Source organism: Paraburkholderia sp. GAS33, assembly GCF_050436645.1.
Classification (GTDB): domain Bacteria; phylum Pseudomonadota; class Gammaproteobacteria; order Burkholderiales; family Burkholderiaceae; genus Paraburkholderia; species Paraburkholderia phenazinium_B.
The window spans coordinates 228,262-242,017 of sequence record NZ_JBNDMP010000013.1 but is presented as its reverse complement, the minus strand read 5'-3'; the positions used below and the strand labels follow the sequence as shown (position 1 = coordinate 242,017).

Annotated in this window: 18 protein-coding genes; 13 read left to right on the top strand and 5 right to left on the bottom strand. The window is 56.3% G+C overall.

What is annotated here, in order from left to right:
- On the top strand, positions 1-312 hold a 312-nt coding region (locus P3T24_RS31790), incomplete at its 5' end, for a hypothetical protein (protein ID WP_429440712.1).
- Between the two features lie 236 nt (positions 313-548).
- On the opposite strand, the gene P3T24_RS31785 is transcribed toward P3T24_RS31790, so the two are convergent.
- The 4 genes from P3T24_RS31785 to P3T24_RS31770 form a co-directional block, all read right to left on the bottom strand.
- Positions 549-1,283: a DUF3944 domain-containing protein gene (locus tag P3T24_RS31785; protein ID WP_429440711.1), complete on the bottom strand. Its 735-nt coding sequence runs from the start codon at positions 1,281-1,283 to the stop codon at positions 549-551.
- Between the two features lie 104 nt (positions 1,284-1,387).
- A complete protein-coding gene (locus P3T24_RS31780) occupies positions 1,388-1,546 on the bottom strand; it encodes a hypothetical protein (RefSeq protein WP_429440709.1) in 159 nt (52 codons plus the stop codon).
- A 35-nt stretch (positions 1,547-1,581) separates the two neighbouring features.
- Positions 1,582-2,388, bottom strand: a complete 807-nt coding sequence (locus tag P3T24_RS31775; protein WP_429440707.1) for a ubiquinol-cytochrome C chaperone family protein — start codon at positions 2,386-2,388, stop codon at positions 1,582-1,584.
- A 10-nt stretch (positions 2,389-2,398) separates the two neighbouring features.
- The gene (locus tag P3T24_RS31770) at positions 2,399-3,049 is read right to left on the bottom strand and encodes a helix-turn-helix domain-containing protein (RefSeq protein WP_429440705.1); all 651 of its coding nucleotides are present in this window, start codon (positions 3,047-3,049) and stop codon (positions 2,399-2,401) included.
- A gap of 235 nt (positions 3,050-3,284) precedes the next feature.
- Between P3T24_RS31770 and P3T24_RS31765 the strand changes: the two genes are divergently transcribed.
- From P3T24_RS31765 to P3T24_RS31735, 7 genes are all read left to right on the top strand, one after another.
- Positions 3,285-4,205 carry an HNH endonuclease gene (locus P3T24_RS31765; RefSeq protein ID WP_429440703.1) on the top strand — a complete coding sequence of 307 codons (921 nt, stop codon included), beginning with the start codon at positions 3,285-3,287 and terminating at the stop codon, positions 4,203-4,205.
- Positions 4,206-4,218: 13 nt separating this feature from the next.
- A complete protein-coding gene (locus P3T24_RS31760) occupies positions 4,219-5,097 on the top strand; it encodes an HNH endonuclease (protein ID WP_429440701.1) in 879 nt (292 codons plus the stop codon).
- Positions 5,098-5,399: 302 nt separating this feature from the next.
- On the top strand, positions 5,400-6,176 hold the full coding sequence (locus tag P3T24_RS31755) for a hypothetical protein (RefSeq protein ID WP_429440700.1): 777 nt from the start codon (positions 5,400-5,402) through the stop codon (positions 6,174-6,176).
- 263 nt (positions 6,177-6,439) lie between these two features.
- Complete coding sequence (locus tag P3T24_RS31750; RefSeq protein WP_429440698.1) at positions 6,440-6,661, top strand: DUF6434 domain-containing protein; 222 nt, start codon at positions 6,440-6,442, stop codon at positions 6,659-6,661.
- Between the two features lie 147 nt (positions 6,662-6,808).
- The gene (locus P3T24_RS31745; RefSeq protein ID WP_429440696.1) at positions 6,809-7,750 is read left to right on the top strand and encodes a CPBP family intramembrane glutamic endopeptidase; all 942 of its coding nucleotides are present in this window, start codon (positions 6,809-6,811) and stop codon (positions 7,748-7,750) included.
- Between the two features lie 67 nt (positions 7,751-7,817).
- A complete protein-coding gene (locus tag P3T24_RS31740; protein WP_429440694.1) occupies positions 7,818-7,943 on the top strand; it encodes a hypothetical protein in 126 nt (41 codons plus the stop codon).
- A 195-nt stretch (positions 7,944-8,138) separates the two neighbouring features.
- Complete coding sequence (locus tag P3T24_RS31735) at positions 8,139-8,807, top strand: tetratricopeptide repeat protein (protein WP_429440692.1); 669 nt, start codon at positions 8,139-8,141, stop codon at positions 8,805-8,807.
- 252 nt (positions 8,808-9,059) lie between these two features.
- On the opposite strand, the gene P3T24_RS31730 is transcribed toward P3T24_RS31735, so the two are convergent.
- Positions 9,060-9,464, bottom strand: a complete 405-nt coding sequence (locus P3T24_RS31730) for a hypothetical protein (protein ID WP_429440690.1) — start codon at positions 9,462-9,464, stop codon at positions 9,060-9,062.
- Between the two features lie 227 nt (positions 9,465-9,691).
- Here P3T24_RS31730 and P3T24_RS31725 point away from each other — a divergent pair, with 227 nt between their 5' ends.
- From P3T24_RS31725 to P3T24_RS31705, 5 genes are all read left to right on the top strand, one after another.
- Positions 9,692-10,639, top strand: coding sequence for an alpha/beta hydrolase (locus P3T24_RS31725; protein WP_429440716.1), 948 nt, complete (start codon positions 9,692-9,694; stop codon positions 10,637-10,639).
- A gap of 216 nt (positions 10,640-10,855) precedes the next feature.
- Positions 10,856-11,293: a GNAT family N-acetyltransferase gene (locus P3T24_RS31720; protein ID WP_429440688.1), complete on the top strand. Its 438-nt coding sequence runs from the start codon at positions 10,856-10,858 to the stop codon at positions 11,291-11,293.
- Between the two features lie 234 nt (positions 11,294-11,527).
- The gene (locus tag P3T24_RS31715) at positions 11,528-11,974 is read left to right on the top strand and encodes a GNAT family N-acetyltransferase (RefSeq protein WP_429440686.1); all 447 of its coding nucleotides are present in this window, start codon (positions 11,528-11,530) and stop codon (positions 11,972-11,974) included.
- A gap of 85 nt (positions 11,975-12,059) precedes the next feature.
- Positions 12,060-12,854 (top strand): TIGR01458 family HAD-type hydrolase, encoded by a 795-nt coding sequence (locus P3T24_RS31710; RefSeq protein ID WP_429440685.1) that lies wholly within the window; start codon positions 12,060-12,062, stop codon positions 12,852-12,854.
- A 141-nt stretch (positions 12,855-12,995) separates the two neighbouring features.
- On the top strand, positions 12,996-13,613 hold the full coding sequence (locus tag P3T24_RS31705; RefSeq protein ID WP_429440683.1) for an HAD family hydrolase: 618 nt from the start codon (positions 12,996-12,998) through the stop codon (positions 13,611-13,613).
- Positions 13,614-13,756: the final 143 nt, after the last annotated feature.

Genomic DNA, 13,756 nt, shown 5'->3' with positions numbered 1-13,756 from the left:
GTCCGCCAGATACCTCTACCTGACTGGCAGCTTCAGTTCACCATCATGCTTTACGCGCACGCGAATGGACGAACGGCCCAGCCGAGGCGCTTACGGTACTGCGCCGCGCCCGCGTATTTCTCCCGACGGCTTGCTGGCGAGAAAATTATTCAGTCTGCCGGGCGCTCCGTCACAGTAAGCTACGAGGCAATGACGGAAACGGCTATCGCAGAATTCTCTCGGACTCTTGAGCAAACTCCAGCGGATGCACGATCGGTGCATTCGCAGCAAGCAGCGTGGATCGCAGATCTGTTCTGTTTGAGTGGTGGATAAGACTGTGCGTTGCCGCGTTCTTGTATTGCCTGCGGAGCGCGCTTTGCGTCATGCGCGCTCCGTCTCCAGACCAGGATTTTCCGCAGCGGACCCAACGCATGGGCGCCGCGCATCAACAAATGCATTTTGCTGCCATCGCTAAACATTCGGAAGCGGTAGCCGAACTAGCTCCGCTTCAACCGCGGGCCAGTCCTCTGCGATTGCACGTCTCACGTACGCATCGACGCACGTCGCAATTACTGATCCTCGTTCTGGTATTTCTGACGCATCGCTGCTACAAGGATCACGGCAGGGATGGTTACTCGATATGCAGCACCAGCAATATCAAATGCGGTCCATACGCTGCTGATGATCCAGCCGATAGGACCCGTCAGGATGGAGGCAGCTTTAGTGAGCACGGCGCCAGCACCAAACGACAAACCACGGCCGATCAATGCCTTCAAAACGACGTTTACTACAATGACGGTTAGTTGAAAGGACTTGAAGCCTCCGGCGCGGAAGATCGCCTGAAACGAAGCTAATAGTGCGGGGCCAGTGAGCGATTTGATATCCGTGATGCCGAGTGAAGTCGCGAGTTCTTTCAACTCTTCCGGTGTCATCCGTCCTACCGCATCGGTTAGCACTTTGAGCAGGAGGTTGCTCTCGATGACATCCACTGATGCTTTCGCGTTGTAGTTAACCTTTAATTTGTCGCAAACGTCGATGAGGACTTCCCTATAAACGACACCCTTCCCGCCCCGCATGATTGTGGCGAACGTATTCCCCCCAAAACACTGAATCTCAGCGGCAACCAGTTCCCAATACTTGTGATGATCCGGGTTGTACTTCTTGTACACCTCTGACATGGTCAACTCTTCGGTCAAACGAACGCTGCCATCCTTGTCGTGAGTAAGGTGGACCACGAGGTCGTTCAAATCCTTAGACTCAAGCCTGCCAAAAAATTCAAGGTCGGGGTCATGCCGATATGCCATTTTGTTTGCTCCTCAGTGTAGAAATTTATTCTCGTGACTCACGTCGATTTCAATAGTTGATCCGACGTTGACCGTTATCAGTACAGCCGTGATTACATCCAGCATCAGCTCTCGTTATTTTTGCACTGGGCCGCAACCCTGGCATCACGTCGGACCATCTCGATGTATTTCTGAAACGCAATCGTTCCAGCAACTGCGGCCGTGAACACCACCGCAAAGGCAGCAAGATTCTCAAGGGGCGCAGGAGTGTTGTTTGAAAACATGGAATTTCCTCAGATGGACCGGCGATGTAAGGCAATTACTTGACTGCGGTGCCGCATTCGGCACAGAACTTAGCCGATCGGGCATTTATGGCGTGGCACTTCCCGCATGTTGTTGTGGTTGTCGCCGAGATCGCCTTCTGGCGCATGTACGCGATCTGCACCACGCACGGGACCGTGACGCGGTAGGCGGGGCTAGCCAAGTCAGCGAGCGTCCAGATCCCCGTCAGCACCCAGCCCACTGGCCCGAGCATGACGCCCATCGTTCGAGTGAGGGCCGCGTTGACCACCAAGGGCAAGCCGCGACCGAGGACGGCGCGAGCGATTGCATTGGCCACAATGAGCGCCATCTTGTACGCCGCGAAACCGGCAAATCGGCCTGCTGCGATGGCTGCGGCCACGGCACCCGGCCCCATGCCGGCCAAGTCCCCGATGTTAAGCTCATCGAGAGTCTTTTTGCGCTCCTCGGATGACATGCGATCGAGCGCGTCGGTGAACAGTTTTTGCAGGAGCGCCATTTCGACGTTCGCTGTTGGCCCTGTCTTGTTGAACGGGACCTTCAGATGGCTGGCGACGTCGCGGGCCAGTTCGGGGTACTCGACACCGCCGCCACGGAAGAGATTCACCAGCGTGTTGCCGCCGAACGCGAGTATTTCCTTGGCGATGAGGGAGCGGTCGGAGCTATCGTAAGCCCCGTTCTTTTTGCAGCGGATGAGGCGCTTGCAGACATCGCCGTCCAGCATCAGGCGACCTTCGCCCTTGTCGGTGAGGTAGTCAGTGAGAACGTCCAGGTCCTCGACGTCCGCGGCTTTTAACAGATCGGCCAGGCTCGCATTGGTGCTCATAGTCACTCGCTTATTTGGTATTGGCGCCCACGTTGGCGCAGAGGTATAGCAAAGAAAGGTGGTATTCCTCGGACAGGTGATTCAGCGGGGGCAGGGCGCACGTAGTCCGGATGCTGCGCCGCGTTCGCGCATGCCGTTCCTCGACCTCCCGGGCGAGGTCCGCGTCACCCGCGTGCGTCACTTCGATGCGGACGTTCGATGGCGCCACGCCCATGTCCTTGGCGGCCTTGTAGCCAGCGATGGATTGCTCGGCTGCGTTTGCGTATCGCTCCGGTCTGATGCTCGGTTTGCCGGATGCACCCTCGGCCTTCGACACGCTCACGAGTGTGGCCGCCGCGTGTGCGAGGCGCTTCCAGTCCTCCTCGCGCATGAGCAGGAAGGCGGGCGGGACGTTCAGCGCGTCGGCCAGGCGGCACAGCATTTTCAGGTCCGGGTTGATCGGATCTTCGTCGTCCGCGCCGTCCGCAAGGTACTTGGCAAGCGTGGAACGGGCCATGCCGGTCCGTTTCACCAACTCCACCTGAGTCATGCGTTTCGGTGAGCTGTCGTCCGCTTCGTCACTCACGCGTAGAGCCCGATTCAGCGCTTCGCGAAAGCTGGCCCGGGTCAAGGCGAAGACCCGCTCCTCGACCTCAGGCACATTGATCTCGTTCTCGTGCACGGCTATATCCACGTTCTTCTTCTCCGGTGTTGTTGTTCCGTAGCGTGTGGCCAGACTTTATCGGGCGCGCAGCGGTATGTCCCCTGTTAACGTCCGGCACGGCGGACATCTTTAGCGGCGTCCATTGAATGTCCGCCACGACGGACACCGGACTCGCTACGCGGCCGAGGCAAAGACTGCAGCGCTTGGGAACGCGCACCGGGCTGATGGGCACCACGCTTGCGTGATACGATCGTTGGACAAAGAAAATGTAAAGGCCCTGGCCATGCCTCAACTAAACCGTTGGTTCGACATTCCGAACCTTCGCACGCCGTTCCTCGCGATCAATCTCAGTAATTCGAAACCGACAAGCAGAGAGACGAACAACAAGCTTTTCCTCAAGAATCAGACGGGTCATTGGCCGCTTACGAAGGCCGTCCTGGATCACGGCATTGAGGGGCGAAATATCGTGCTGTTTTATTCCGACAAGGGCGCTGCAACCGTCTACATCGGCACTTGCGTTTCCAAGCGCGAGACGGGGCACACCAAGGACGGAAAGTCGCGTTATACCCTCACAGCGGCACGGCAATGGAAAGGTGAGGGGCACACCGAAGTTTCTTTCTCGAGGTTCTTCGAAGGCTTTCTGATGAGTTCCAACCCGACTGTGCTTTGGGCGGATATGAATAGCTATGTGTCACCCCGAGGCGAGGAGATCGATCGGGAGAGGACCGATGACGAGGAAGACCAACAGGACGGCGAAGGCGGGTATGACGTGCCGGGGATATCGGCACAGCGCGTTGGTCACGATGTCTTTGTTCAGCGCGTCGTCAACGTTTGGGGTAGGCGATGTGCGCTCACTAACCTAGAAGCGCCGAGATTGGTTCAAGCGTGCCACATCGTCCCGTGGCGTGATGCTACGCCGGAGGACCGGACGAGCGCTCACAACGGCCTTATGTTATGCGCCCATCTTCATGCTCTGCTCGACTCACATCTGCTTGGCTTCGATACAGACGGGCACCTGCTGCTCGCTCATGGTATCGACGCGGGTGTGCGCGCTTTGGTGTTGGCCGGAGGTCGAACGTGTTTGCGTGAGATCCCTTCTGCGCCACAAGTTGAATTCTTGCGGCGCCATCGGGAAACCGCAAAGGAGGCTGGCCATCGACTTGTTCGCGTGTAGGTAGGAGACTCCGATGGCATTCACGACTGGGCATGTGGAAGCGATCATGGCGCTCGGCGGCCAGAACCCCAGCCAGCATTGGGCTGCGTTCGACGTATCCATGGCCCAAGCGCGCGAAGGTCACGCGACGCGCCTGGTCACGACGATCTGGAATTACCACAGCGTCAAAGATAAGCAAGGTAAGCGCGTACCGACGGTAGTGGCGATCTGCAAAGACGTGTCAGACGGCGGCCTTTGGTATTCCGTGAGCAAACCGACGCCCGGTACGACGCGCACAACATGGATGACGCATTGGAAGCGGCTTGAGCTTGCGCGGAGCAACGGGATACCGATCGTCGGTGTGTTGAAGGACGTGCATACCGGACGTTGCTCCTTAGAACATGTGTTTGAGGTCGGTCGCACGTTATCCTCGGTGAGCGGCGACGCGTTCTGGATGGAACTTATCCCGACGAAGGAGCCGCCGCAACAAACACGGACGATCGATATCCGAGCCTTGGTGGTCGACGACGAACCGGTCCGTTTCCCGTTTGATGTCGAAGCGGATCTGCAGCAGGCTATCCAGCAATCCAGCGGACTCTCCCGGGAAGCGCGCTTGGAGCGCTTGGCGGCGGCGCCGAGGTTCCCGGCCCGGTTGGAGGTGATGACGACCGTATTTCGGCGGAGCGCGGACGTGATTGTCGAGGCCCTAGCTCGAGCAGACGGGCGATGCGAGGGGTGCGGCATGCCGGCACCGTTCCGTCGTCGAAGCGACGGTTCCCCTTACCTTGAGGTGCACCATCGCATCCCCTTGGCGGTAGGCGGGGAGGATACGATCGACAACGCAATCGCGTTGTGCCCGAACTGCCACCGAAGCGCGCATTTCGGCGGATACACTGAGCATTCCGACGAGTGAGAGGTTGGGCGGCAACCGACGTTGCCCCGTCGACGCCCAGTCAAAACGATATGTCGGGCTATCGACGAGCAACGCGAGGTCCTCCCCAGGTATCGAAGGGCAACGTCGCCAGCGTAGATGATCGGTTACGCCGAATAGACATCGGACCGCTCCATCATGCGAGTGACCGCTTTACTTTGGAAACGACCTTTGGGAGGGAGGCTTGTTGAACGGCCCAATTGGGTTGGGTGCGGCCGATTGCGACTTTCGAAAAACCGGTTGCCTCCCCCGGAAACGCGAAGCGCTAAAGATGTTGCCTCGGGATGCCGACATATCAATTTGATCTGTTTAAAAAAATCCCACTCGCTATAGTCGCGATGAAATACGCCGATCTTGTCCCGCAAACTGTGTTTTTGGTCTTTGTCTCTATGGTCACATTGCCTATGTACGCTCACGCGGACGATGCGTCCCCGACCACCTTCGACCAGTTCATCGACAGCTCGCCGGGCAGTGAAGTGGGACATCAAGGGGATTTCCCCAATGATGCATACCGTGCCAAGCGAGTGAACAAGAACCTTTGGACCTTTATCGATCGACGAGGCTACTACATCACTTTCCGGACGAAACTCGAGGCGTGGTGCGAAGAAAACGGTGGGGTCTATCGAGGGAGTGGTGACGACTTGAAAGGAGTTTGTTTGGATAAGCAGGCTCCAGAGAAGGTCTTGGGTGCGTATCGAGTTGAAATCACTAGAACCGCGAGCTACGGTGACCAGATGACTGCGGGATATGCGACGTTCTATTACTACAATCAGGACGGTTATGCGCAACGGAAAAGCGAAGAAGTCTTGACCGAGCAAACAAAGCGCGAAATCGATCAGAACAATCAGCAGTGTTATCAGGACCAGTTAAGAGCCATTCAGCAAAATCCCCAGCCCGGCATGAACACCAACCTAGGAATGGTGATTGACGTAAAGCTGCCGTTGGCTCTTATTCAAAACACGGCCTACAACCCGACGACCCAATGGGTACGCGTCGCGCAACTCGCACCTGTGCCCAAAAAATTCTATTGCAGCGGTAGCGTGCTCCCCGGCACGAACTGATTCGATGAGAACAAAGGGGGTCGCGAACGCGGCCTTGTGTGCTTGTGGGAAAGGTTGATGGCGCGTCCCCGGCCCGATGGTCGAGCGGCGATTGCATTCCGGAAGCGGGCATTGCGGTGTTCGAACCCGAACGGCAGTTCAACGTAGACATATACCTGGAGCGTCGGGCAGCACGCGGCCAATTTCGGTCACTCGACGCTGTGGCTTAGATCGCTAACAATAGCTGATCTCTTCCACAGTAACTCTTAAGACGAAGAGCCGCTATGAAATTTGACTGGCACCGAGGCCCGATTAACCGGGCCACCAAAGTTGACGAAACTTACAAGAACACCCAGAGCGTTCGTCGGTTTCTGACGAGTGAGCGTGGTGAGACGTTCAGGTTCGATCGAGTTTTCATGGCCTGGATTAAAAGCGGAGTACCCAGGAACATTGGGGAGGTGGCTGGCGAATGGATCAGGTTGCGCAAGGTCGACATCGAAACTTAACTGCCCTATGCCGAACGCATCAGGCAGCACGCGCCCAAGACGTTACGGCCCGCGCCTGGATGACGTAATCTTCGTCGTTGTGGCACTGGATGCGGCATCGAGTTGTGTTGCCCGACAAAGCAAATTTGTTTCATTTGAGCCGTGTTCATGAAACCAGGGAAAAATTTTTCGCGCGCCTTCATCGATCTCGCCAGAATGGGGCGAACCGACTGGCGCAGTGTTGCTTTGACGTTCCTGCTAGTTGCGTTCATAAGTATCGTGCTTTTCGTAATAAGCGCGATTTGCGTGATTAGCTCAGTCGACGTGGCTTCGCCAACCTTTTCCAAACATCCCGCGAACATGATCGCCCTTTTCGATGCACTGGCTGCCGCTGCCAGCATTTTCGGATTTTGGCTCGCATGCAAAAAAATCCTAAGCCGTCCATTTCGATCGCTGATCTCTACAGACATGACGTTCGATATTCGACGTTGCTTTCTGGGTGCCGTGTTATACCTCCCCGCCAATGCCCTCAGCCTGATGGCTATTTCGCTTTTCTTTTCGATGCGAGCTGATGTCTGGGGTGCTCCAATCCGTCACTTCGAATGGCCGCATCACAATCACCAGATTGTCGCATCGGTAGGCATGCTACTCGCCATCCCGTTCGCTGCATTCGCGGAGGAACTGGTTTTCCGGGGGTGGCTGACGCAGACCCTCGGGCACTATATACGCTCGACGATTACCGTTGTTGCGTTGGTTGCCGTGCTATTTGCGGCTTACCATTCGCAATATGACTTAGAAGGGAAGGCGCTAATAATGCTTTGCTCGCTCGGATTTTCCGCCTTGAGCTTACGCGACCAGCGCCTTGAGCTTGCGATCGGCGCGCATACGGCGATGAATGTCTGGGTGACGCTGCAAGCACTATTCTTCGCGGGTCCCCTACCTCATGTGCAGAATCCGTTAACCACGCTCGATTGGTGGATCATTGTGATCCTGAAAGGCACTCTCCCCTTTGGGCTGATGTACGGGTTGCTACAAAAAACGAGGGGGTGGTTCGTCCCGACCGTCGCTCGACCGGCGGGTCTTGGCGATGTTCAGCCGGGACACCCATGAAGTTGATGACGTTTATCCAGGGGTGTGCCCGATGAGCAAATGATCGCTCCCTCTGGTCAGTCGCTGAATGTCCGGTATCGTCGAGATCGAAGGACGGCATAGGGTCGCCTGCGATCTGACGCGGCAGGCGACTTGCGGCCAGAAGCAGACGATCGACACGTTCCCTGAAATCGTCAACAATCTGGTCACATGATGCCGACACTAAAACAGGGGGCATTACATGATGCGACGCTGTTCGTTCTCTTTCGTCACGCTGTTCGCAGCGGGATTCCTGACGTCGTGCCAAAGGCCGCCGACAACGCCTCCACCTTCTGCAAATGAAGTAATGCCAAGCACAACGGCGAGTACTGGTGAAAGACTCAAAGCAGCGACAGCAGCGCTCACCAGAATGGACTATTCAACGGCTGCTGCAATTTGGCGGCTGCTTGCGGAACAAGGCAACCCGGCAGCAGAAGTTGGCATGGGCAAACTCTATGATTCCGGATCGGGCGTCCCCAAAGACCCGGCGCAAGCTACGGTCTGGTTCCAGAGAGCTGCGGATCAGGGCTTTGCCGAGGGTGAATGTACATTGGGTTTGCGATATGTGGAAGGGCTCCGCGTACAACTCCGCGACGTTTCTCAGGGGTTGGCCCTTATGAGTAGGGCTGTTGATCACGGAAGTGGAAGCTGCGCGGAATCAATCGGAGAGCTGTATAGAAACGGTCTGTTTGGTGTTCCGAAAGATACTGTTCAGGCAGCCGCGTGGCATCGAAGAGGCGCAGAGATGGGGGACACGCTCGCCGAAGGCCGAGTCGGCATCGACTATCAGTTTGGCATCGGCGTTAAGCAGGATTCTGCGCAGGCTGCATACTGGTATCGGAAAGAGGTGGAGCAAATGCGGAAAGCCGCCGAACAGGGCGACGTTGTTGCTCAACTGAACCTTGGCGAGGCTTATGCATGGGCATCGTCAGGCTTGTCCAGAGACAAAACTGCAGCCTTATATTGGTGTGGGAAAGCCGCGCAACAGACAAGTCGCATAAAGATTTTCGCGGAGCAATGCGTTGCATTGGCTAAGTAAGGGGCGCCGATAATTTTGTTGACTGCCCATGCGCATCGTAGGTGTTAGGCTGCCGAAACGATACATGCAAGCGCTGTACTCCCGTCGATGTCCGATCTTGGCGTTCTCCAATGACTATGTAGGATCGCGTGATGTTGCTCAGGGCGTTCGAAGCACCCGCGGAAAATGTGCGCCGCATGAGGCGACACTCGGCTAGGAAGGGACACCCGGTGCCGCATCCTACATCGTCAACAATCGATGGTGAAGACGTGATTACGTCAGTCTTTCGAACCCGTGCTTGACCCGCGATGGAGCCGCCCTTGCCGCGAGCGGTGCGAGACCAAGAACGATCACGAGGAATCCGACCTGGGCTAAATAGAATGGCGCGAGCCATTGATCGTTAGCCGCGACATAGTACGTGTTGTGTATTACGTCGCTTACGATGATCGCGACAGTTAACCAGATTCCCGCTCTCGGTTTAACGAACAACAGTACGGCGGCGAGCGGATCAAGAATAGTCAGCACAGCCCAATAGAGCCTGCTGGTAAGGGCAATTCTGCTTCCGTAACCATAGTCCCAGAGCACACCGTGCTGCAGAATGGCACGGGCATGATTGAAGGTTGCAGCAAGAAGGCATACTGCAAAGAGAGTACGGATGACAATCGACGCGCGGAGCATTCTGACTCTTATAGAGAGGATTTGCGCTTAGCTTAACAGACCGAAATTGGTCGCCGTTATCACTGCTGGAGGCGGTTCTGCGTCATCTTATGCAGGACGCATTGGGCAGCAATCGACCACAAAGAGACAGTCGACGCGGCGGTCTACTTCGTCGACAAACGTACGCCGCTTATATGCGCTCTGCATGCACGTCGGGGATTCGAATGGGTATTCTTGCCACTCTCGCAATGGCGGCTGCTATCCGGTCAGGAATTCCATTGCAGACGGTACGGGCGAACATCACCGCGCCTGGACCCGCGGGCCCGTTGCAAGGCACACTACTTTCGCCTATCAACCAGGACGTCCCAGTGGTTCTGATCGTACCGGGTTCGGGGCCAACCGACCGGAACGGTAACGGCCCGAATGGTCTCCGGGCTTCGACTTACCGGCTGCTCGCCGACGGACTTTTAAGTCGCGGCATCGCGTCAGTTCGAATCGACAAGAGGGGCATGTACGGAAGTGCATCGGCGATACCTGATGCAGATGACGTCACGCTCGACGACTACGCGGCGGACGTTGACTCTTGGGTGACAACCATCCGAAAGCGCACAGGTGTGTCCTGCGTATGGGTGTTGGGCCACAGCGAGGGGGGACTGGTGGCGCTGGTCGCCGCACAGCACACGGGCGACATTTGCGGTCTGATCCTGTTGTCCACAGCGGGACGGCCGCTCGGAAAGGTATTGAGAGAACAACTCCGATCTAACTCAGCGAACGCCCCTATCCTGGACAATGCGATGTCGATACTCGATGCCCTCGAAGCAGGGCAAACGGTAGACGCAGAAAAAATCGGTCCGTCACTGATGCCGTTGTTCAGGCCGCGGGTGCAACGTTTTCTCTTGAGCGAATTGGCAGTTGATCCAACAACCCTTCTGGCAGGTTACGGAAAGCCAGTACTGATCGTGCAGGGATTGCAAGATCTTCAGGTCGGCCCCGGGGATGCGCAATTGCTAAAGCATGCAGATCCCCAGGCCGAACTCGTGCTCGTCGCCAACGCCAATCACGTCCTCAAAGCGGTACGAACGCGGGACAGGAAAGACAATCTCGCAGCTTACTCGGACCCAGATCGTCCCTTGGCCGATCATGTCGTCGAAGTGATTTCGAAGTTCGTGCACAATTCGGCGGTGGGCCAACGTTAGGCTCGATAATCGAATTGTTTGCCGATGCCTTCTTGAACAGCTTGGTAAGCGATCCGGCATCGATGAGCGTCCGCTTTGGAGAAGCCCGGCGGACCGTTGTAGGTCGATATGGCGCGGTCGCTGTCGGCCCGGGTTCGGCCAGTTTCGGACGGTCGACAACATCGCGGGAATCGTCAACAATCGTCGATATCGCAATGCTGCGGTCAACGCTTTCGAATGGAAAATTTTGAAGTCATGCTTCGCGCGGCGACCGCGGCCGACGAGACGTTTCTGTTCGACTTGCGGAGAGCGACGATGGACGAACACCTGGAACGCGCTGGCGAGTCGACCGACGAGCGCGCTCATTGGGAGCGTCTTCGCTATCGCTATAACGACGCTTACATAATCTGTTGCGGATCAGAAAGACTTGGAATTTTCAAATTCTTCCGGGACCCGGATGAACGGACGATCGTACAGATCCAGATCTCGCCGACCCATCAGGGACGCGGCATCACGACCTATCTGGTTGGGGAATTTTTACAGCAGGCAGATGCCGCCGGCGTACCTGTCAAGCTAGGCGTTTTGAAAGGAAATCGCGCGATTAATCTTTACCAACGCCTTGGATTTCAGGTAGTCAATACAACTCCCACGTCGTTGCAAATGCAGCGCTTGTAACCGGCAGTCAGCGGCCATTGGCGTACCTTCGACAACCACACATGAATTGGTTGACACTCCAGACCACATGGTCGAACGTGGGCTATCTGGACCGCTGCCCCGCTCCGGTCATCGTTTGGAAAGCGGCGCGCCGTCGTGTCGGTCTTCACCGACAGAGGCCCGGCGGTTTCGGACTATCCATAACTCGGTCCACCACGAAGCAAAATCGCTTCTCGAAAAAAGGAGGGTGTTGAATTGCAAGTACGCAGCGTTTCCCCGACCGAGCTTGATCAACTGCTCCTTCTCTATCGTCACCTGCATCCAGCCGATGAAGCGCTCCCGGATGAACCGGTTATTCGCTCAATCTGGAATGAGCTTATGGCGAACCCTCGCCACACCCTGTTCGGTGGATATCTGGATAGCGAGTTGGTTTCTAGCTGTGCTCTGACTGTCATACCAAATCTCACCCGTGGTTGCAGGCCTTACGGTGTCCTGGAGAACGTCGTCACTCACAGCGCTCATCGCGGGAAGGGCTACGGCAAAGCAGTGCTTCGAGAGGCGTTGACATCGAGCTGGACGGCTGGCTGCTATAAAGTCATGTTGCTGACGGGAAGAAAGGATAAAGCAACTGTGCACTTCTATGAGTCAGCGGGGTTTGACGGACATGAGAAGCTCGCATTTATCGCGAAGCCAGGACTGTAGTCCCGGCGCCGGCCGACTTTCCACATCTGTCGACACGGGCGCTCAGACTGCTAAGAATCGGTGGCAAACTTGGGGAGCGCAAACTATGAATTCCGCGATGGCATTGCCGGGCGCAATCAAGACCATCCTTTTCGATGTCGACGGTACGCTTGTGGGAAGAGGAAGAGCCTTACCCGGTGCCGCCGGCGCCGTGGCTTGTGCCCGACGCCAAGGCCTGGCCGTTCGCTTCCTGACGAACACGACCAGCCGGAGTCCCAACCTGTTAGCTGCCGAATTGCAAAGCCGGGGCTTGGCGATCGAGAGCGACGAAATCCAGACCGCTGGCACCGCATGCGTTGGATATCTGAAATCGCGGCCCGGCATTACATGTCACCTGATCGTGCCGTCTTCAATCCGCCCGATGTTTGATGGCATTGCGATCAATGATAAAGAACCCGACGTGGTTGTCATCAGTGATATCGGCGAGCAGTTCAACTTTCATGTACTGAACCAGGCCTTTCTGATGTTAAGAGCTGGAGCCGAATTGGTTGTGCCTCAAAAAGGGCTCTTCTGGTTTGACCATGACGGTCCCAAGCTCGACTGCGGCAGCTTTATCGTAGGGCTGGAAGCGGCCACGGGCAGACAGGCTACGGTAACCGGCAAGCCGTCAGAACTGTTCTTCCAGCGGGCACTCGCTCATGTTGGCTGCCGTGCCGACGAAGCGCTGATCATCGGTGACGACATCAGTACCGATGTGCTTGGTGCGACACGCATAGGCGCCAGATCGTTACTGGTGGGTACCGGAAAATACACCCTGGGCGCGGAGCGCAATGGTGCAGTTTGTCCGGATTACTTCCTGCCCACTCTGGAACAACTGCCGCAACTGCTGGGTGACCATTGAGAGTCGCGTGCTGCGGATCGGCATCAGGCAGTGACCGGCCAGTTAGGGTCATTCGACATGGCCGCCTGCATCGCTGACAATCGATCACCAGGCACGAATACGACCTTCATGCGAAGTGCAACTCGATAGGAACGACGGGCTGTGATAAGAGGAATATTTTTTGACTACGACGGCGTACTCACGACCGATAAGACTGGGTCGCTCACAACGAACCGATACTTGAGCAAGATGGCCGCGGTGGAGTACGAAGCAGTTCGAAAAGCCTTTTCAAAACACAACCCGGAATTGCTTGTCGGAAAGATCACGCATCGGGAGATTTGGGACGACGTCTGCGAGTCCATGCGTTGCAAGATCGATTTTTCTTTGCTCGAACAGGCGTTCCTGAGCACTCCGGCAAACGCTGCAATGTTTGCACTTGCGCGAAGATTGCAGCCGAAGTACGCCCTCGGAATCATCACGGATAACAAAAAAGATAGAATCGATTGCGTGAGGATGTCTCAGGGTCTCGATGCGGTGTTCAATCCGATAGTTGTGTCCGCCGAGTTCGGTTCAGGTAAGGACAGCCCGGCCGTTTTTGAATACGCCTTGAGTTGTCTGGACATACGACCAGAAGAGAGCCTCTTCATCGATAACAATCCGGAAAATCTGATTGCACCGAAGGCGCTCGGCATGGGTGTCATTTTTCACGACGATGAAGAGAACGATGTGGGCAAGCTGGTTACGGTACTTACAGAGGAATTTCTCATCCGACTAGAATAGTCTCCGGCGCGAGCGGCGTGCCAGAACCTGCAATCTCCGAGCGTCGCCCGAGGGCGGTTTAAGCGATCGTCGGGATAACATGCTTCGATGCGTTGGGCCGCACGCGGCCGAGGCCGTGTCAAAACTCAAAATCACTAGGTTTT